At 59.0% G+C, this 18,574-nt stretch carries 17 protein-coding genes; 12 read left to right on the forward strand and 5 right to left on the reverse strand.

Translation table 11 applies throughout. The features are described from left to right. Positions 1-6: 6 nt before the first annotated feature. The 4 genes from cydB to MOQ67_RS21060 form a co-directional block, all read right to left on the reverse strand. On the reverse strand, positions 7-1,143 hold the full coding sequence (cydB, locus tag MOQ67_RS21045; protein WP_017847576.1) for a cytochrome d ubiquinol oxidase subunit II: 1,137 nt from the start codon (positions 1,141-1,143) through the stop codon (positions 7-9). Continuing rightward, positions 1,136-2,707 (reverse strand): cytochrome ubiquinol oxidase subunit I, encoded by a 1,572-nt coding sequence (locus MOQ67_RS21050; protein WP_102618328.1) that lies wholly within the window; start codon positions 2,705-2,707, stop codon positions 1,136-1,138. The genes cydB and MOQ67_RS21050 overlap by 8 nt, the downstream gene beginning before the upstream one ends. Further along, the gene (cydP, locus tag MOQ67_RS21055) at positions 2,704-2,880 is read right to left on the reverse strand and encodes a cytochrome oxidase putative small subunit CydP (RefSeq protein WP_017847578.1); all 177 of its coding nucleotides are present in this window, start codon (positions 2,878-2,880) and stop codon (positions 2,704-2,706) included. Before cydP ends, MOQ67_RS21050 begins: the two co-directional genes overlap by 4 nt. A 159-nt stretch (positions 2,881-3,039) precedes the next feature. Then, positions 3,040-4,383: a sigma-54 interaction domain-containing protein gene (locus MOQ67_RS21060; RefSeq protein ID WP_198718466.1), complete on the reverse strand. Its 1,344-nt coding sequence runs from the start codon at positions 4,381-4,383 to the stop codon at positions 3,040-3,042. A 241-nt stretch (positions 4,384-4,624) separates the two neighbouring features. On the opposite strand from MOQ67_RS21060, the gene MOQ67_RS21065 reads away from it, so the two are divergent. The 11 genes from MOQ67_RS21065 to MOQ67_RS21115 all read left to right on the forward strand — a co-directional run bounded on the left by MOQ67_RS21065 (position 4,625) and on the right by MOQ67_RS21115 (position 16,097). After that, positions 4,625-5,503 carry an MBL fold metallo-hydrolase gene (locus tag MOQ67_RS21065; protein ID WP_198718467.1) on the forward strand — a complete coding sequence of 293 codons (879 nt, stop codon included), beginning with the start codon at positions 4,625-4,627 and terminating at the stop codon, positions 5,501-5,503. A gap of 53 nt (positions 5,504-5,556) precedes the next feature. After that, complete coding sequence (locus MOQ67_RS21070) at positions 5,557-7,227, forward strand: bifunctional protein tyrosine phosphatase family protein/NAD(P)/FAD-dependent oxidoreductase (protein WP_017847581.1); 1,671 nt, start codon at positions 5,557-5,559, stop codon at positions 7,225-7,227. 28 nt (positions 7,228-7,255) lie between these two features. Then, positions 7,256-8,062 carry a sulfite exporter TauE/SafE family protein gene (locus MOQ67_RS21075; RefSeq protein ID WP_017847582.1) on the forward strand — a complete coding sequence of 269 codons (807 nt, stop codon included), beginning with the start codon at positions 7,256-7,258 and terminating at the stop codon, positions 8,060-8,062. Between the two features lie 396 nt (positions 8,063-8,458). Further along, positions 8,459-8,692 carry a hypothetical protein gene (locus MOQ67_RS21080; RefSeq protein ID WP_026140102.1) on the forward strand — a complete coding sequence of 78 codons (234 nt, stop codon included), beginning with the start codon at positions 8,459-8,461 and terminating at the stop codon, positions 8,690-8,692. Between the two features lie 352 nt (positions 8,693-9,044). Next, complete coding sequence (locus MOQ67_RS21085) at positions 9,045-10,601, forward strand: methyl-accepting chemotaxis protein (RefSeq protein ID WP_017847584.1); 1,557 nt, start codon at positions 9,045-9,047, stop codon at positions 10,599-10,601. A 255-nt stretch (positions 10,602-10,856) separates the two neighbouring features. Further along, positions 10,857-11,888, forward strand: a complete 1,032-nt coding sequence (gene pstS / locus MOQ67_RS21090) for a phosphate ABC transporter substrate-binding protein PstS (RefSeq protein ID WP_026140103.1) — start codon at positions 10,857-10,859, stop codon at positions 11,886-11,888. A gap of 74 nt (positions 11,889-11,962) precedes the next feature. Continuing rightward, entirely contained in the window at positions 11,963-12,928 is a 966-nt protein-coding gene (gene pstC / locus MOQ67_RS21095; protein ID WP_026140104.1) for a phosphate ABC transporter permease subunit PstC, read from the forward strand. Continuing rightward, on the forward strand, positions 12,928-13,821 hold the full coding sequence (pstA, locus tag MOQ67_RS21100) for a phosphate ABC transporter permease PstA (RefSeq protein ID WP_026140105.1): 894 nt from the start codon (positions 12,928-12,930) through the stop codon (positions 13,819-13,821). The genes pstC and pstA overlap by 1 nt, the downstream gene beginning before the upstream one ends. Before the next feature lie 76 nt (positions 13,822-13,897). Beyond that, positions 13,898-14,659, forward strand: a complete 762-nt coding sequence (gene pstB / locus MOQ67_RS21105) for a phosphate ABC transporter ATP-binding protein PstB (RefSeq protein WP_017847588.1) — start codon at positions 13,898-13,900, stop codon at positions 14,657-14,659. 104 nt (positions 14,660-14,763) lie between these two features. Next, positions 14,764-15,465 (forward strand): hypothetical protein, encoded by a 702-nt coding sequence (locus tag MOQ67_RS21110; protein WP_017847589.1) that lies wholly within the window; start codon positions 14,764-14,766, stop codon positions 15,463-15,465. After that, entirely contained in the window at positions 15,462-16,097 is a 636-nt protein-coding gene (locus MOQ67_RS21115; protein WP_169885755.1) for a hypothetical protein, read from the forward strand. The genes MOQ67_RS21110 and MOQ67_RS21115 overlap by 4 nt, the downstream gene beginning before the upstream one ends. A 248-nt stretch (positions 16,098-16,345) precedes the next feature. Here MOQ67_RS21115 and MOQ67_RS21120 read toward each other — a convergent pair whose 3' ends face one another. Next, complete coding sequence (locus MOQ67_RS21120; RefSeq protein WP_046382743.1) at positions 16,346-17,245, reverse strand: LysR family transcriptional regulator; 900 nt, start codon at positions 17,243-17,245, stop codon at positions 16,346-16,348. A 275-nt stretch (positions 17,246-17,520) separates the two neighbouring features. Here MOQ67_RS21120 and MOQ67_RS21125 point away from each other — a divergent pair, with 275 nt between their 5' ends. After that, entirely contained in the window at positions 17,521-18,498 is a 978-nt protein-coding gene (locus tag MOQ67_RS21125) for an amidohydrolase family protein (protein ID WP_307847660.1), read from the forward strand. Positions 18,499-18,574 lie beyond the last annotated feature (76 nt).

An 18,574-nucleotide genomic window follows, 5' to 3' on the forward strand; every position in this document is an offset into this window, starting at 1 on the left:
ATGGCGTTAGTAGGCCGAATGTTCGTTGGCTTTGATCTGTGCCACGGTGACCTTGCCGCGCATGACACGATAGGCCCACGAGGTGTAGATCACGATCAGCGGCATGAAGATCAACGTGGCCCAGAACATGATCGCCAGGCTCAGATGACTGGCCACGCTGTCCCACACGGTCAGGCTTGCCGCCGGTACGGTCGACGACGGCATGACGAACGGGAACATCGACACACCAGCGGTGCTGATCACCCCGACCACTGCCAGCGACGAGGCGACAAACGCAGCCAGCGTACGGCGCATCAGCATCAACAATGCGGCACCGGCGGCGCCCGCCAGGCCCAGCGCAGGCAGCAGCCACAGCGCTGGATAATGACCATAGTTGGCCATCCAGGCGCCGGCTTCGCGTACCACGGTCTTGTTGAGAATGTCCGGCAGCCCGGCGATGTCCACCACCGAGGTAATGCGATAGCCGTCGATCGACTGCAACCACACCCCGGCAATGACGAATGTGCACATCAGCACCAGCGCCGCGCCAACCCCGCCCTTGATGGCGCGAGCCTGGATCACGCCTTCAGTGCGGTGCGCCAGGTAGGTACCGCCTTGCAGGGTGATCATTGCACTGCTCACCACACCGGTCAGCAGGGCGAAGGGGTTCAGCAATTGCCAGAAACTCCCGGTGTATGTCGATACCAGCAAGTTACTGAAGTGGAACGGTACGCCTTGCAGCAGGTTGCCGAACGCGATGCCGAACACCAGCGGTGGTACGGCGCCGCCGATGAACAGGCCCCAGTCCCAGGTGCTGCGCCATTTGGCATTGTGAATCTTGCTGCGATAGTCAAACCCCACCGGGCGGAAGAACAGCGCCCACAGGACCAGAATCATCGCCCAATAGAACCCGCTGAACGCGGTGGCGTACACCACCGGCCACGCGGCGAACAACGCCCCGCCCGCGGTGATGAACCACACCTGGTTGCCGTCCCAGTGCGGCCCCACGGTGTTGATCGCGACGCGGCGTTCCACGTCCGAGCGGCCGACGAAGGGCAGCAAGGTGCCGACGCCCATGTCGTGGCCGTCCATGATGGCGAAGCCGATCAGCAGTACGCCGACCAGTGCCCACCAGATAAGTTTCAGGGTGACGTAATCAAACATGGTGGAGTTCCTTCATGTTGGCATCGTGGGCATAACGGCCGGTTCCGAGGCTACCCGGCCCCTGGCGGGCGAACTTGACCATCAGGAACATTTCAACCACCAGCAGCACGGTGTAGAAACCGACGAATCCTGCCAGCGAGCCATAGATGTTATTGACGCTAAGGGTGGAAACACTCATGTGAGTGGGCAGCACGCCGTAGATGGTCCAGGGTTGACGGCCATATTCAGCGACGAACCAGCCCAACTCACAGGCCAGCCAAGGCGCAGGCAGCATGCACAGGGCCCAACGCAGCAGCCAGCGGCGGCGTGTGCAGGCCGACTGCAAGGTGCTCCAGAAAGCCAGACCGAACAGCAGCAGCATGGCGAAGCCCATCGCGACCATGACCCGGAACGACCAGAACATCGGGGTCACGTGCGGTACGGTATCGTTCACCGCTTTGTCGATGATCTCCGGCGTGGCCTGGTTGACGTCTTCAACGTACTTTTTCAGCAGCAGGCCAAAGCCGAGGTCCGCTTTGTACTCTTCGAAGGTATCGAACGCCGCCTTATCGGTGCGATCGGCCCGCAGGGCTTCAAGCGCATTGACGGCGGTAATGCCACGCAGGATGCGCGCGCGGTTTTTCGCTTTGATGTCGTGAATACCAGGAATCTGCTTGCTGATCGAGCGTGTGCCGATCAGGCCCATCACCCACGGCACATCGACTTCCCAGTTATTCTTGGACTCGGCTTCGTTGATGCTGGCCAGCAAGGTCAGGCCCGCCGGCGCGGGTTTGGTTTCCCACATGGCTTCCATGGCCGCCAGCTTGGTTTGCTGCGCCTCACCCACGGTGTAACCCGATTCATCCCCCAGCACGATCACGCTCAGCACCGACGCCAGGCCGAACGCCGCCGCCACCCGGAAGCTGCGTTTGGCAAACTCGACATCACGACGCTTGAGCAGGTACCAGCTGGAAATCGACAGCACGAACATCGAACCGGTGACATAACCGGCCGACACCGTGTGTACAAACTTGGCCTGGGCGACCGGGTTGAACACCACCGCCCAGAAATCGACCATCTCCATGCGCATGGTGATGTAGCTGAATTCCGAGCCCACCGGGTTCTGCATCCAGCCATTGGCGATCAGAATCCACAGCGCCGACAGGTTGGTACCGATGGCCATCAGCAACGTGACCAGCAAGTGGTGCTCTTTCTTCAGGCGATCCCAGCCAAAGAAGAACAGACCGATCATGGTCGATTCGAGGAAGAACGCCATTAAGCCTTCGATGGCCAGCGGCGCACCGAAGATGTCGCCCACGTAGTGGGAGTAGTACGCCCAGTTGGTACCGAACTGGAATTCCATGGTGATACCGGTTGTCACACCCAGGGCGAAGTTAATGCCGAATAACTTGCCCCAGAAGCGCGTCATGTCCTTCCAGATGACATTCCCGGTCATCACATAGACGCTTTCCATGATGACGAGCAGCCAGACCATGCCAACCGTCAGCGGTACGAATAGAAAGTGGTAAAGCGCAGTAGCTGCGAACTGCAGCCGTGACAAATCCACCAGTTGTTCTGAGATCACTTGCTTGCCCCTTGAGTCGAGGTGGGTACACCGAAACGGTTGCCGACGATGTTCGGGTCGACACTGACGTGCGAATCCCGGATGAACAGCCACCACAGCACGCTCAGCAGCACGAGCTTGATCAGCACCGCGGTGAGTAGATGGCGTAGTAGGCGTTTGTCGGAAATAGTCATGTCTATGCAGTAAGCACAGGGCATGCCAAAGCCAGATCTTCTATTTTTATCGTTATAAAACAATTGGTTATTGGTTTTTTAGCGGTAGCCCTGGCGCACCGCTGCTGGTCAATACGCTGCCAGTCTGGCAGCTTGGCAGTCACTGGCAGTCGTAGAGGGCTAGGCCAGGCCTTGTTCCTTCAGGCGCCGGTACAAGGTCCGGTCGCTGATCCCCAGGTGCTTGGCCAGTTCACTGCGGGTGCCTTTGAATGTGGCCAGGGCCTGCGCCAGTGTGCTGCCGTCGAACGGCGTCGAAGCCGCAGGCGCAGGCGCAGGCGCAGCCTGAGGTGGCGGCGCCACGGTGGCCTGGGGTAAATGGATGGCGCGGATGACCCCATCGTCAGCGAACAGGCTCGCCCTTTCCAGGACGTTGCGTAACTCACGCACATTGCCTGGCCATGAGTACTGCTGCAGGGCTGCCAGGGCTTCGGCATCGATGGTCAGTCGACGTTTGCCGGCACCACGCCGTTGCAGGAATGAATTCACCAGCAAGGCGATGTCTTCTACCCGGTTGCGCAAGGGCGGCAAATGAATGGGGAAGGCGCTGATGCGGTAGTACAGGTCCTGCCTGAACTCGCCTTTTTCCATCATTTTTTCCAGCGGCTTGTGGGTGGCGGCAATCAACCTGAAATTGGCGTGGAAGGTTTCGACACTGCCGACCCGGCGATAGGTGCCCGATTCGATCAGGCGCAACAGTTTGACCTGCATGGCCAACGGCACATCGCCAATCTCATCCAGGAACAATGTGCCGCCCTGGGCGGTTTCGACCAAACCGGGCTTGCGGCTGATGGCGCCGGTGAAGGCGCCTTTTTCATGGCCGAACAGCTCGCTCTCAAAGAGTGTTTCGGTCAAGCCCGAGCAATCCACCACGACAAACGGCCCGCTGGCCCGTTCGCTGGTTTCATGGACGGCGCGCGCGAACAGCTCCTTGCCGGTACCCGACTCGCCCAGAAGCAGCACCGGCAGCATGGACGGCGCCACCCGCTGCAGTTCCGACAGGGCAAGGTTGAAGGCCGGTGAACAGCCGACCAGCCCTTCGTTGCTCGGCCGCGCCGAGGCGCTGCGCACCAGCGTCAGGCGCTCAACATAAGCGGTGATCGCCCCATGTTCGTCGAGGATCGGCCGTAATTCGACGTCGACATGCTCAGGCCCCCGAGGCGTGTGGTGGATGTGCAAGACACGATCCGGCCCGCGCTTTTCCTGGGCCTTCTTCATCGGGCAATTCTCACCCGCCTGGTCACAAGGGACGTCGTAATGGTGTGAGATCTGATAACACTTATGGCCGATAAAGGGTTTGTCAGCGCTGCCGAACTGGCGCTGATAGGCCGTGTTGGCTGCCAGGATGTTGTAGTCCGGATCGAGCACGATCATCGGATTGGGTTCGTGTTCCAGAAACGAAACAAGCGACTGCACTTGATCCGGGTGTGGGACGGCGTTGGCTGGGGTAGGCAGAAAAGTCTTCATCATGGCTCCTGGAATCCATTTTTCCATCCTGTTGTGGCACTGCCACCTCTGTCAAGGCACTGCCAATGGCAGAAGAATCCCCCAGATACAGGCCTGAATACCCCTATACAGAAACACAAAGCCCAATAAAATCAATTGGATATTAGGCTATTTCGGCAAAACCATGGCCTGGCAAACTTATTGCTATGTCAGTCCTTAGTCTAAGCGGCTCGAAAAAAAGCCCCCCCTAAGGAGACAGTTCATGCGCGTCAAACTTCACGTCGAAGGCTTCTTCGACTCTGCTACCAACACCGTCAGCTATCTGGTACTGGACGAGACCACCCTCCACTGCGCGATCATCGACAGCGTATTGGATTACGACCCTAAATCCGGCCACACCGCCACCACGTCCGCCGACCGCCTGATCGCACGGGTGAGCGAGCTGAATGCGCAGGTCGAGTGGATTCTCGAGACCCACGTCCACGCCGACCACCTGACCGCCGCGCCCTACCTGAAAGAAAAGCTCGGCGGGAAGATCGGCATCGGCAGCCAGATTTCGACGGTACAAAAGGTCTTCGGTACGCTGTTCAATGCCGGTAGCGATATGCCCCGCGATGGCAGTCAGTTCGATCACCTGTTCATCAACGACGAGTCGTTCAGCATTGGCACGCTGCACTGCACCGCACTGCATACACCCGGCCATACGCCGGCCTGCATGACTTATGTCGTCAGCGATGGCAGCGAAACGGCGGCCTTCGTCGGCGACACGCTGTTCATGCCCGACTACGGCACCGCCCGCTGTGACTTCCCCGGCGGCAATGCGCGCACGCTGTTCCAGTCAATCAACAAAGTGTTGAGCCTGCCGGCGGATACATTGCTGTATATGTGCCACGACTACCAGCCGGGCGGCCGCGAGGTGCAATTCGTCAGCACCGTTGCCGAACAGCGCGAGCAGAACGTGCATGTGCGTAATGGCATCAGTGAGGAGGAGTTCGTGGCGATGCGTACCAAGCGGGATGCCTCGATGGACATGCCGACCCTGATCCTGCCCTCGGTCCAGGTCAACATGCGAGCCGGGCATTTGCCCGAGCCTGAATCGAACGGGATTCGCTACCTGAAAATTCCACTCAACGTCGCCTGACATTCCCCCACCCTAAAAAAATCATAAGAAAAATACCCATAACGGAGACACTTATGGATATCCGCCGCCTTGCGCCTGCTTTATCAGTATCAGAACAGATTTTCCCCAGCCAATTGGCCGAACTGAAAGCCGCCGGCTTTCGTGCCGTCATCTGCAACCGCCCCGATGGCGAAGGCAGTGACCAACCGTTGTTTGCCGAAATCAAACGCGCCGCCGACGCGGTCGGCATCGAAGCGCACTACCTTCCCGCCGAGTCGGGCAAAGTCACCGACGAGCAGGGGATTGCCTTCGGCGAGTTGCTGGAAACGCTGCCCAAGCCGGTGTTGGCTTATTGCCGGTCCGGGATGCGCTCGACAACGATGTGGGCGCTGTCGCAAGCAGGTCAGCACGACCTGCCGCACATCGTCGAAAGCGCCAAAAAAGCCGGCTTCGATATGAAAGGCGTGATCCGGCGGATCGCGAACCAGGGCCGCACGCCGGTCGAAGTGGCCGAAGCACAACATACCGTGGTCATCATCGGCGCCGGCGCGGCGGGTATCGCCACCGCCTCCAGCCTGCTGGCCCGCGCGCCGGGGCTCGACATTGCGATCGTCGATCCGGCCGATGTGCATTACTACCAACCCGGCTGGACGCTGGTCGGCGGGGGGGTGTTCGATGCGCGCCAAACGGCGCACACCATGGGCACCACCCTGCCCCGCGGCGTGCATTGGATCAAGGCGGCGGTGGCGGCTTTCGAACCTGAGCGAAATGCGGTGATTCTGGATGGCTGCCGGGTCGTCAAATACGAGCAACTGATTGTGTGCCCCGGCCTGAAGCTCGATTGGCATGCCATCGAGGGGTTGTCGGAGACCCTCGGCCGCAACGGCGTGACCTCCAATTACCTGTATCACCTGGCGCCTTATACCTGGGAAAAGGTCCAGCAACTGCGGGGTGGCCGGGCGATTTTCACGCAGCCGCCGATGCCGATCAAATGCGCCGGGGCGCCGCAAAAAGCCATGTACTTATCGGCCGACCACTGGAAACGCAGCGGTGTGCTGGATGCCGTCGAGATCGAGTTCTACAGCGCCGGCGCGGTGCTGTTCGGGGTTCCCGACTATGTGCCCGCGCTGATGGAATACGTCACCGCTTACGGCATCGACCTGAATTTCGGCAACACCCTCACCCGCGTCGATGGCCCGGCGCGGACGGCCACGTTCAGCGGCGTGAACCCGGATGGCAGCCCCCGTGTGCTGACCCGTGAGTTTGATTTGCTGCATGTGGTGCCACCGCAGGTCGCGCCGGACTTCATTCGGGTCAGCCCGTTGGCTGACGCGGCCGGCTGGATCGATGTCGACCCCGCCACGCTGCGCCACAAAACCTTTGCCAATATCCATGCGCTGGGCGACGCGGCCAACACAAGCAACGCCAAGACCGCGGCCGCCGCGCGCAAGCAGGCGCCAGTGGTGGCGCATAACGTGCTGGCGGCCATGGGCAAGGCCAACGGCTGCGCGCAGTACGACGGTTACGGCTCCTGCCCGCTGACGGTGGAGCGCGGCAAGATCGTCCTGGCGGAGTTCACCTATGGCGGCAAGGTCGCTCCCAGCTTCCCGTCATGGCTGATCGACGGCACCCGCCCTTCCCGGCTGGCGTGGCTGCTCAAAGAGCGGATTCTTCCGCCGCTGTATTGGAAGGGTATGCTCAAGGGCCGCGAATGGCTGGCGAAACCCGAGTTGACCGACCAATGAAATCAGCGCTGAACGCAAGGAGACTGAGATGATCATCGTCTTACTGCTCGGGCTGACAGTCGGCGTGATTCTGGCCCTGACCGGCGCCGGCGGCGGCATACTCGCGGTGCCGTTGCTGGTGTTTGGGGCGGGCTTGAGCATGGCCGAGGCCGGGCCCATCGGGTTGTTGGCGGTGGGCCTGGCGGCGACGCTGGGCGCGGTGATGGGCCTGAAAAACGGCACCGTCCGCTACAAGGCGGCGCTATTGATCGCCACCGCCGGGATCATCTGCTCGCCGCTGGGCCTGTGGTTGGCGCAGCGCACGCCGAATCGTCCGTTGACGATCCTGTTTGCCTGCGTGCTGATGTACGTGGCGTTCCGGGTATTCAAACGGTCGTTGCCGCCGTCCCCGGCGTCGAAGGCCGCCGTCGCGACCAAACCGCCGCCCTGCGTATTGGACGCCCAACGCGGCAAGCTGAACTGGACGGCGCCGTGCGCCTGGGCGCTCACGGTGTCGGGCGTGATCGCGGGCGGGCTTTCGGGGTTGCTCGGCGTGGGTGGCGGCTTTGTGATGGTGCCGGCGCTGCAGCGCTACACCAATTTGACCGCGCAGTCGGTGCTGGCGACGTCGCTGGCGGTGATTGCGCTGGTGTCGATGGCCGGCGTGGCCGCCAGCTCGGCGGCCGGGCATTTGCAGTGGGCCGTGGCCCTGCCGTTCTCCGTGGGCGCCTTGTTTGGAATGGCCGGCGGGCGCCTGATCGCGGCGCGGCTGGCAGGCCCGCACTTGCAACGCGGATTTGCCGCCGTGTCGATGCTGGTGGCGGTGGCCCTGCTGGTCAAAGCGCTTGGATCGTGAGCGCGGATTCCCGACTTTCCAGGCGTGCCTGAAACACGCCTGTCAGGGTTCAACGTCACGCTTCGGTCGTGCCTGGCAGGCGTGGGCATTGGCGGGCCATCGTGGCAACCGTTGATCACCCGGGCCACCAAGATACAAGTACCCGCGCGGCACGTTATTAGATAAAGGCTAAATAAATATCCAACTTATCGGCTGAATCGAATCACTGGCTTAATCCGAGAAAATACTATAAGTGCGCGCGCAACATTATAAATCGCATGAATAGGCGTCCCAAAGGAATTGAACTTTACCGCCTCACCCGTTAGCCATTAGTCGAATACTGCCTTTCGCGGACAGCGTTTTATAGTGTGTAATAGAAAAACCATCCACTATTAAAATTGATTCCCGGTACTTTGAATGTCGCCCATCCCCTCTTCACCGAATACCCTTCCGATAAATGAGGAGCTGTTGCAATTACTCCAAGCGACGGCTAACGCCCAAACCGCCTGGATGACAACTGTCAATCATTTGGAAGCGGCCTGTGATGAGGTATGGCTGGCTCGCATGTGGGAAGTCGAACACCTTGAAAATCAATACAGGGCCTGCCAGGACCAGCTGTTTTCCTATCTGAAAAAAGCGATCAAGATCTAGACTTATCAGTACGGCCCTGCACTCTTTTCGGTCGTTCGCGCGCCGAAAACAGCGCCCGCCAGAACTCGGGCCAGCTGAATATTCGACTAAAGTACAAAGCCGCACTACGCGTGTCGAAAAAGCCACCTTAGTTGAATAGCCGACAACTCCGCCAACGCCCGACAGACGTGGAGCTGTATCCTTTCAGTCGCACCGCCAATCAATCTCCCTCGCATCCTGATATTTTTCATACATGGCCCGATTTGCCATCTGGATCAGCCTGACCGTCACACTAGTGCTAAAGCATTGGGAGGGATGGTCGACATTCAGGTGATAAAGGATCAATCAACCTGAGTTACTCACTGGAGTCCATATGTTCGGCTGGATCAGCAATATCCGAGTCAGTGCTAAATTAAGTTTGGGATTCGGCCTGGTACTGGGGCTTGCGTTGTTGCTGGCCGCGACCGGCTGGTACGCAGTGGTGACATTGACCGACCGCGGGCTCAAGGTTGAGGAAATTGCTCAGGTCAGCGATTACACCAAAGACTTGCGAATCATTCGCCTACGCATCGGTACGAGCACCCAACCGGATGCCTATCAACCGCTGCAGCAAACCCTGGATCGCCTCGCAGCCCACTTGGACAGTATCGGGGATACGTTCGTCGACCCACAGGATCAAAACCTGATTCAACAGCAGGAAAATGCAGTCAAAGGGTACGGGCAACTGCTGCATGAATTGGCCACCCCCAACATTGACCAGGCGCCCTTGTTTAAACGGATGGGCCAGTTGGGCGACGTGTTGCTCGACACCACACAAAAGCTGATTGAATCGCAAAACACCAAACGCGATACCGATGCCGCGTCCGCCAAGGCCTCGCTGAGCCTCGTCGCGACCCTGGCGCTGCTGCTGGGCGCGCTCGCCGCATGGGTGATCACACGGCAAATCGTCAATCCACTGCAACACACACTCCAGGCGGTGAACCGCATTGCCCGGGGCGATTTGACCGAGCATGTGACGGTGACCCGGCGCGATGAGCTGGGCCAACTGCAGTCGGGCCTTCAGCAGATGATGCTCAACCTTCATGAGCTGATCGATGGCATTCGATCCGGCGTCATTCAGGTTGCCAGCGCGGCCGAACAACTGTCGGCGGTGACCGAGCAAACGAATTCGGGGATCAGCACCCAGAAAGCCGAAACGGATCATGTCGCCACCGCAATGAACGAGATGACTGCCACCGTCCACAACGTCGCACGCAACGCCGAGGAAGCTTCCGTCGCTGCGTCGGCCGCCGATCAGCAAGCCAGCGAGGGCGAGCAGATCGTGGGTGAAGCCATCGAGCAGATCCAGCGCCTGGCGACAGAACTCAACCAGTCGGCAGACGCTGTGCGCTACCTCCAGGAACAGAGCGATAAAATCGGCGGTGTCCTAGATGTGATCAAAGCCGTCGCCCAGCAAACCAACCTGCTGGCGCTGAACGCCGCGATTGAAGCCGCCCGCGCCGGAGAGGCCGGCCGTGGTTTTGCGGTGGTGGCCGACGAAGTGCGCAACCTCGCCCTGCGCACCCAAAGCTCCACCGAAGAAATCGAGAGCCTGGTCGCCGGTGTGCAAAGCGGCACCCAAGCCGTGGCCTCGGGCATGGAAAGCAGCCTGCTGCTGAGCGAAAGCAGCGTGGAATGCACTCACCGTGCCGTCAGCGCGCTGGAGAACATCACCAGCAAGGTCTCGATCATTCAGGCCATGAATCAGCAGATTGCGACGGCGGCGGAAGAGCAAAGCGCCGTCACCGAGGAGATCAATCGCAGCGTGATCAACGTTCGCGACATCTCCGACCAGACGGCCAACACCTGCGAGGAAACCGCCGCGTCGAGTAACGAGCTGGCGCGGCTGGGACATGAGCTGGAACGGCTGGTGGAGCGTTTCAAGGTCTAGGTGCGGCGGCCTGGGCTTTGCCAGAGGCCATCACTCCCCTTTCTGATCGTCTGTCAGGAGCGGGCAAGGCTCAGACTTTGCCCCCTCAGCCCCTCCCCCAAAAAGCAAAGGGCGAAACAAGGCTAGACCACCTAATGCACAACGGCCAGGCCCTAGCGCCTGGCACGATTGGCGCGACCCGCCATTCAACTTTCATAAAAGCTTAACGAAAGTGCTGCAGAGTTCGGGAGCCCGTTATCACAATGAGTTCCTTCGATGAAAAATTTGATGAAATCTGCTGCACTCGCCGTTGCGGTTTCTCTTTGTGCAAGTTCCATGGCTTTTGCTGAGGAAAGCGTTCGTCTGAGCGGCTCAGGCGCTAGTTTCCCGGCACCGATCTACCTGACCTGGTTCAAGGATTTCAGTAAGAAAACCGCAGGTGTCACTGTGGATTATCAATCCAAGGGCAGTGGCGCCGGGGTGCAGGACTTCCTGAACAAAACCGTCGATTTCGCCGCCAGTGACTCGGCAATGAAAGACGAAGATATCGCCAAGGTTGCCGAAGGCGTGCAGTTGCTGCCGATGACGGCAGGTGAAATCGTGTTGGCTTTTAACCTGCCGGGCAATCCTAAAGAACTTAAATTGCCACGCGACGTTTACTCCAACATCTTCTTGGGCAAGATCACCAAGTGGAACGACCCGAAAATCGTTGCTGCCAACCCGGGCCTGAAACTGCCTGATATGCCGATCACCGTTGTCGTGCGTGCAGATTCCAGCGGTACCACTGCGGTATTCACAAAGCATCTGGCGACGATCAACCCACAGTTCCAGAAAGATTTGGGTGAAGGCAACACTGTCAACTGGCCTGCCAGCGACAAATTCATCAAATCGCCGAAGAACGATGGTGTGACAGCGACCGTGCGCCAGACTCCGGGCGCTATCGGCTATATCGAATACGGTTTCGCCAAGCTGGCCAAGGTTGACTTTGCCCAACTGCAGAACAAGGCCGGCAAGTACGTTGTCCCTAACGCAGAAAGCGGTGCCGAGGCCCTCGCGGCAGTGAAAATGCCGGAAAGCCTGGTGGCCTGGCTGCCGGATCCGGACGGCGCCAAGTCCTACCCGATCACGTCCTACACCTGGATGATCTTCCGCAAGCACAACGAGAACCCGGCCAAGGCCAAGGCGATGCGCGAAATGGTCGAATACAGCCTGACCGAAGGGCAGAAAATCGCCGACTCGATGGGTTACATCCCGCTGCCGAAATCGGTTGTGGATGAGGTTCGCAAAGCATCCGCCAACATCCAGTAACGCACGTGAGGCCTCTCTCGGTATGCGCGCTCAGCCATACCGGGAGCGTTTCCCCCTTGTTCCGGAGTTAGCCAATGAGCACACCTTTTGTCGTACCGGTTAACCAGGATTCTGCCTGCCAGCCACCCTCTGCAAAGGATTTCCTGGTTGATCGCACCTTCCGTGCGCTCGCACGAATAGGGGTGATTCTGATTCTGGCGTTGGTCTTCGCCTTGGTATTCGAGGTGGGACGCAAGGCCCTTCCAGGCATGGAAAAGCACGGTTTTGATGTGCTTCTCGGCAGCGTCTGGGACGTTAACCAAGGCAAGTACGGCATTTTGCCGGCCATTTGGGGCACGCTCTACAGCGCCCTGATCGCGTTGCTGATCGCAGGCTTTTTCGGCGTCAGTATGGCGATTTTCCTGACCCAGGATTTCCTGCCGGCGAAGCTGGCAGCCGTGTTTCGAACCATCGTCGAATTACTCGCGGCCATCCCCAGCGTCGTTTATGGCCTGTGGGGGATTTACGTGGTGATCCCGACGATTCGCCCGCTTACGGCGTGGCTGAACAGCGAACTGGGCTGGATACCTTTTTTTGGCACGACCTTGAGCGGGCCGGGGCTGCTTCCTGCGGCGTTGGTACTGGCCATCATGATTCTGCCGACCATTGCGGCCGTGTCGCAGGACGCCCTCACCGGTGTCCCGATGAAAACCAAGCAAGCCGCCTACGGCATGGGGACGACCCATTGGGAAGCGATTCTGAAGGTGATGGTGCCATCCGCTGCCACCGGTATTTTCGGCTCCCTGGTCCTCGGCCTGGGTCGCGCGCTGGGGGAAACCATGGCGCTGGCCATGCTGGTGGGCAACGCGAACAACATCTCTCTTTCTCTGTTTGCCCCGGCCAATACGCTAGCGGCCTTGTTGGCGCTGAACTTCCCCGAAGCCGGGCCGAACGAAATCGAAGTATTGATGTACGCCGCACTGGTACTGATGTTTATCACGCTCCTGGTGAACATCATCGGTTCCATGATCATGGTCTATGCCCAACGTGGTACTAAATGATGACTGACATCACTTCCTCTACAGCCGCTTTACCAAGCCTGCAGCGCAAGTTTGAAGGCCGCGCCCTGCGCAGCCTGGTGTTGACCACACTGGTCTGGGGTGGTGCTCTACTGGCCAGCGTGCCGCTGATTTCCGTGCTCTACATGCTGATCACGCGCGGAGGGGCACGCCTGAGCCTGGAGGTATTCACCGAACTGCCGCCAACCGGTTTCGAGACCGGCGGTGGCTTCGGCAACGCGATGGCAGGCACCTTCGTCATGGTCGGTATCGCGGCGGCAATCGCAGTGCCGGTCGGCATCATGGCGGCCATTTTTCTGGCGGAACTGGGGCCAGACAGCAAGCTGGCAAACGCCGCGCGCTTTGCCGCCAAGATGCTTACGGGCCTGCCATCCATTCTGGCCGGGGTGTTTGCCTACGCGCTGGTGGTGATGACCACCGGTACCTATTCAGCACCGGCGGGTGGCGTGGCACTGGCGGTACTGATGTTGCCCATCGTCGTGCTGACGGCTGAAGAGTCGATGAGGATGGTGCCTAAAATCATGAAGGATGCGGCCTACGGCATGGGCTGTACCCGCTCGCAGGTCATCTGGAAAATCGTATTGCCTACCGGCATGCCGGCAATCCTGACGGGCGTCATGCTCGCCGTGGCCCGCGCCGCGGGCGAAACCGCGCCGTTGTTGTTTACCGCGCTGTTCAGCAACTACTGGATTTTTCACGACGGCAGCCTGGCAGTCATGAATCCGACGGCATCGCTTGCCGTGCTGATTTACAACTTCTCCGGTATGCCCTTCGACAACCAACTCGAGCTCGCATGGGCAGCCTCGCTGGTGCTGGTGATGATCGTATTGGTCGTGAATATTGTCAGCCGCATTTTCGGCAAGCCCAAGTATTGAGAACGGGAGCATCTGAATTTTGAACGTATCAACTGCGCAAATAGCCGCTCCGTTTGTCACCCAGGCGCCTGTCGTCATGGACTGCAAGCTGGACAAAATTTTCTACGGCAACTTCATGGCGGTACGTGACAGCCATGTGCCGATCGAAAAAAACAAGATCACCGGTTTCATCGGCCCTTCTGGCTGCGGCAAAAGTACCGTGCTGCGTAGCCTCAATCGGATGAACGATCTGGTGAAAGGCTTTCGGTTTGAAGGGCACGTGCATTTCCTTGGGCAAGACGTCTATGGCAAGGGCGTTGACCCGGTGGTCGTGCGGCGTTACATCGGTATGGTTTTTCAGCAGCCGAACCCATTTTCGATGAGCATTTTCGACAACGTTGCGTTTGGCCTGCGCCTCAATCGCTACAAAGGCGACCTGGGAGACCGTGTAAAGCACGCCCTGCAAGGCGCGGCGCTGTGGGATGAGGTCAAGGACAAGCTCAAGGTCAGCGGCCTGTCACTCTCCGGCGGCCAGCAACAACGGCTTTGTATCGCTCGCGCCATCGCGACCGAACCTGAAGTGCTGTTGCTGGATGAGCCCTGTTCGGCACTCGACCCGATCGCGACGCGCCGGGTCGAGGAGTTGATGGTTGAGCTGAAGAAGGATTACACCATCGCCCTGGTCACCCACAATATGCAGCAAGCCATCCGTGTTGCGGACACGACGGCGTTTTTCTCGGTTGATATTTCCCAGGGCACGCGCACCGGTTATTTGGTTGAGATGGGCCCAACGGCGCAGATTTTCGATAACCCGCGCGAACAAATGACCGGGGATTACATCAGCGGCAAGTTCAGCTAAACAGCAAACGTCCAGTCAAGACCGCATACCGCTATAGTGCCAAAGGTGCTTTAGCGGGCATCCGGTCGTTTTACCTGCTTATCTACCGTTTCCCAGGATTGCCAATGCCTGCACCCCGTCGTCTTGATTTACCTGCAATCGAACGCGCGCTACGCGAGGTGCAGAGCCGCTTTTCCGAGCTCAGCAGGCACTTTACCGAGCCGCGCGACCCCTTGACTGACGAAGTGCTGCACAATGTACTTGAAGGTTATGCGTTGATTGACAGCTATGTCGCAAGCGGCGTAGACCTGTTCGACCTTCAGCAACTGAACCTGATGCTGGAGATCAACGCCACCGTGCTCTGTGGCCGGGACCCGGTACGCCGACGGGAATACGCTCAACATCTGGCGGCGACCGAGGAACACTTCTTCAACAACGTCGAGGGGGGGATAAAAGACTTGTTCAATTGGTACTGTGCGTATCGCAGCGAATCCGTCTGGAAACGTGCAGCCGGTGTCTACGTGCGAATCCTCAGCAAGCCGCAGTTGTTTATTGAAGGCAATAACCGCAGTGGGTCGCTCATCGTCAGCTATTTGCTCATGCGCGCAGGTTTGCCTCCATTCGTGCTGACGCTGAAAAACGCCGAGGGCTACTTCAACCCGTCATCGGTCATACGCAACTCCGCCAAGCATGGCGTCAAGGCGTTGTATGAATTGCCCAAGATCAAGAAAAAGTATGCAGCCTTCCTGGAAGATCAGGCATCTGATTCAATGAAATTTCTTCTCAACGACAAGGCCTCGCCCCTTTACCAGGAGGGTCATCGATGAGCCGGTATCCCACGCTCGCTAAATGCCGAGCTTCCGGCAGCCGGGTATGGCACGCCATGCGGCGCGCCGTCCCGATGCACGTATTCAGGCGTCAGCGCATACGCATTTCGTTCGATATCGATGACACCCTGGCCTGCCAACTCCACCACTGCGCAGTCGAGCCAAGCCGGCTGCCGGCCTGTGTGCATCGTTGGCTGGGTGAACCACTGCGTATCGGCACACGCTCCCTGACCCAAGAGTTACGTCGCCAGGGCTGCAGTATCTGGGTCTACACCTCGTCCGGTCGCACTCCGTCCTACATCAGGCGTTGGCTATTGCTGTACGGCATCCGCGTCGACGGTGTGGTCAACAGCATGCTGCATAACCGTGCCCTGACGGTGCATGGCCTGTCGAACGCGCCCTCGAAATTTCCGCCGGCATTCGATATCGACTTACATGTCGACGATTCCGAAGGCGTGCGGACTGAAGGGCGTGATCACGGTTTTCGCGTTGTTGTCGTGCATCCGGAGGATGAGCGCTGGGCACAGAAAGTCCTCGATGCCGTGGCGGAAGTCAAAGCACAGCTCGCTTGGCAACAACCGTTCAGGAACAAGAAGCCAGCACAACAATGCTCGGAAATTGTGCCCTCGTGATTTTTAGTTACCCTGGCTTATCACCGCGGCCCATGGCTGCAAAAAAAACTTCACCGTCTGGACATTCTCTTGTGTGTTCATCGAAATCGCTCCATTGCCTTTACCCAGGATCGTGTCCGATCTAACCGGACACGTTGTGGGCCTGCGGGTGAGGAAGAGGGTATTCGCACGCCGCGCGGGTACTGGCTGGCAGTCAATTCGATCAAAAGCGACGCGCAACGCGATCTTGCCTGATGCGCAGGACGTGCTTAGGGCGCGAGTATTTCCTGAAGAAACGCGATGAATACACTGATGCGGCTGGAACCACGGTGGTTGGGCAGATACAGCGCATTGATGCAGGTGCTTGCACTGCCTGGGTTGACTTCATATTGCTCCAGCACCCGCGTCAGCCGACCTGCACTGACGTCCTCACGTACCAGCCAATCGGCCAATAGCGTCACCCCGCCACCGGCCAAGGCAGCCTCGCGCAGAATGTCGGCATTGTTGCTTTGCAGCCGTCCCTGCACATTCACGCGGATGACGTCCTCATCGCCCAGGAATGTCCAGTCGTGGTGGCCCGTGTGGTAATCGAAACGCAAGCACGGGTGCTCGAGCAAGTCGCGAGGGTGTCGCGGCAGTCCGGTTCGTGTCAGGTATTCGGGACTCGCCACCACCCAACGCTGGAAATAGCCCAGCCGCTTGCTGACGATGTCATCACTGACAACCGATGAACCAAGACGTACTGACACATCGATTTGTTCGCTGAGCAGGTCACTGACCTCGTCGCTCAGCGAGAGACTGATTTCCAGACCGGGATGGCGTTCAAGCAACCGCCCCAAGTGCGGGGCGATGATTCGCCGGCCGAATTCCACCGGGACACTGACCCGCAAACGCCCCTGAGCTTCGCTGCCACGGTCGGCAACGACGGCATCCGCGCCATCGATGGCCTCAAGGATCGCCACGACTTTATCGAAATAGTGCTGCCCCGCCACCGTGACGCTCGTATTGCGCGTGGTGCGGTTGAGCAGGCTGGCGCCCAACTCACTTTCCAGCCCCGCGACCTGCCGTGTCACAGACGATGTGGAGATACCGAGCTTACGCGCCGCAGATGAGTAACCCCCACAGCGCACCGTTTCGACAAACATTTTCAGCGCCAGCAACTTGTCCATGCACGGATTCCGAGATCGAAAGGTAAAGGTAGCGACTGTGCATGACCAGGCAATGGGAGTCTTGCATGGCTGTGCTCAATGGCCTGATTGATTAAGGAGGCTTGCGATCTCCCTATTGATCGGATGATAATCAAAATTAATCAAATGATCGATCGATTAATAGAGCGACGTTTCGGAGCGGGTACATGCCACGGCGGGAACCGGTCGCTCTGAACCGTTTATCACCCGCCTCGGCGGCACCGATCAAGAAAGGTGCCGATGTCCCGGTGCGATCGGTGGACATCCATGCACATTACTACCCTGAAGAGTTCTTACACCTCCTGGGAAGTGAGGGCAAAACGTTCGGTGCAAGCTATACCCGCCAGGAGACTACTTTCAGCTTCGCCACCCCGGCCGGAGGATTGGGGCCATTGCCGTTGAAATTCATCGACGTGCAGGCGCGTTTGCTCGATATGGACCATTCCGGCGTCGACGTACAGGCGCTGTCCCTTAGCGTGCCAATGCTGTACTGGGCAGATCGACAACTCAATGCCCGCCTGGCACGTGTCAGGAACGATGCTGCGTCGATGGTCCATCGCCAACACTCACAACGTTTTGTGGTGCTGGCCACGTTGCCGATGCTAGAGGCTGACGATGCCATCGCCGAGCTGGAACGCGCCGCCGAATTGCCTGGGGTTCGTGGGGGGTACATGGGCACAAACATCAACGGCCTGGACCTGGACAATCCGCGCTTCGCGCCCGTCTTTGCCCGTATAGAACAGCTCGGACTCCCAGTATTCCTGCACCCGCAACAAACGGTCGGCGGCAACCGTCTGAGCAACTACTACTTGAGCAACTTGCTGGGCAACCCGTTCGATACAGCTATCGCGGCGTCACACCTGATCCTCGGCGGAGTATTGGATCAATACCCTCAACTGCATGTGTCATTGCCTCACGCCGGTGGGGCTTTGCCAATACTCGTGGGACGTCTCGATGCCGGATGGACCGCACGTCCTGAGACACGACGCCTGGCCCAGAAGCCGAGCAGCTACTTGACGCGATTCAGCTACGACACCGTGTCGCACTCCGGGCCGGTGCTGGACTATTTGATCGCCAACGTCGGTATCGACCATCTGGTCCTGGGCAGCGACTACTGCTTCGACATGGGCTATGAACAGCCGGTGCGTTTTGTCGAAAGCGTAGGCTTGGGTCCGCGCGAGAAAGCGGCAGTACTCGGCGCCAACGCGGCCAGAATCCTGAAACTCCCCGCATAGCGTTGGCGAAACTCTCGATTTCCCTTTGGCCGGCCTGACCGGCCTTTTTTTGCGAACCGTTCAAGACTTCACCAGA

This window comes from Pseudomonas sp. LY-1 (assembly GCF_053502595.1).

Coding starts and splice junctions, on each gene's coding strand:
- pstS (WP_026140103.1), top strand. CDS start 10,857: ATGAAAAATTTGATGAAATCTGCTGCACTCGCCGTTGCGGTTTCTCTT.
- MOQ67_RS21070 (WP_017847581.1), top strand. CDS start 5,557: ATGGATATCCGCCGCCTTGCGCCTGCTTTATCAGTATCAGAACAGATT.
- MOQ67_RS21080 (WP_026140102.1), top strand. CDS start 8,459: ATGTCGCCCATCCCCTCTTCACCGAATACCCTTCCGATAAATGAGGAG.
- cydP (WP_017847578.1), bottom strand. CDS start 2,880: ATGACTATTTCCGACAAACGCCTACTACGCCATCTACTCACCGCGGTG.
- MOQ67_RS21120 (WP_046382743.1), bottom strand. CDS start 17,245: ATGGACAAGTTGCTGGCGCTGAAAATGTTTGTCGAAACGGTGCGCTGT.
- cydB (WP_017847576.1), bottom strand. CDS start 1,143: ATGTTTGATTACGTCACCCTGAAACTTATCTGGTGGGCACTGGTCGGC.
- MOQ67_RS21060 (WP_198718466.1), bottom strand. CDS start 4,383: ATGAAGACTTTTCTGCCTACCCCAGCCAACGCCGTCCCACACCCGGAT.
- pstB (WP_017847588.1), top strand. CDS start 13,898: ATGGACTGCAAGCTGGACAAAATTTTCTACGGCAACTTCATGGCGGTA.
- MOQ67_RS21075 (WP_017847582.1), top strand. CDS start 7,256: ATGATCATCGTCTTACTGCTCGGGCTGACAGTCGGCGTGATTCTGGCC.
- MOQ67_RS21065 (WP_198718467.1), top strand. CDS start 4,625: ATGCGCGTCAAACTTCACGTCGAAGGCTTCTTCGACTCTGCTACCAAC.
- MOQ67_RS21110 (WP_017847589.1), top strand. CDS start 14,764: ATGCCTGCACCCCGTCGTCTTGATTTACCTGCAATCGAACGCGCGCTA.
- pstC (WP_026140104.1), top strand. CDS start 11,963: ATGAGCACACCTTTTGTCGTACCGGTTAACCAGGATTCTGCCTGCCAG.
- MOQ67_RS21115 (WP_169885755.1), top strand. CDS start 15,462: ATGAGCCGGTATCCCACGCTCGCTAAATGCCGAGCTTCCGGCAGCCGG.
- MOQ67_RS21085 (WP_017847584.1), top strand. CDS start 9,045: ATGTTCGGCTGGATCAGCAATATCCGAGTCAGTGCTAAATTAAGTTTG.
- pstA (WP_026140105.1), top strand. CDS start 12,928: ATGACTGACATCACTTCCTCTACAGCCGCTTTACCAAGCCTGCAGCGC.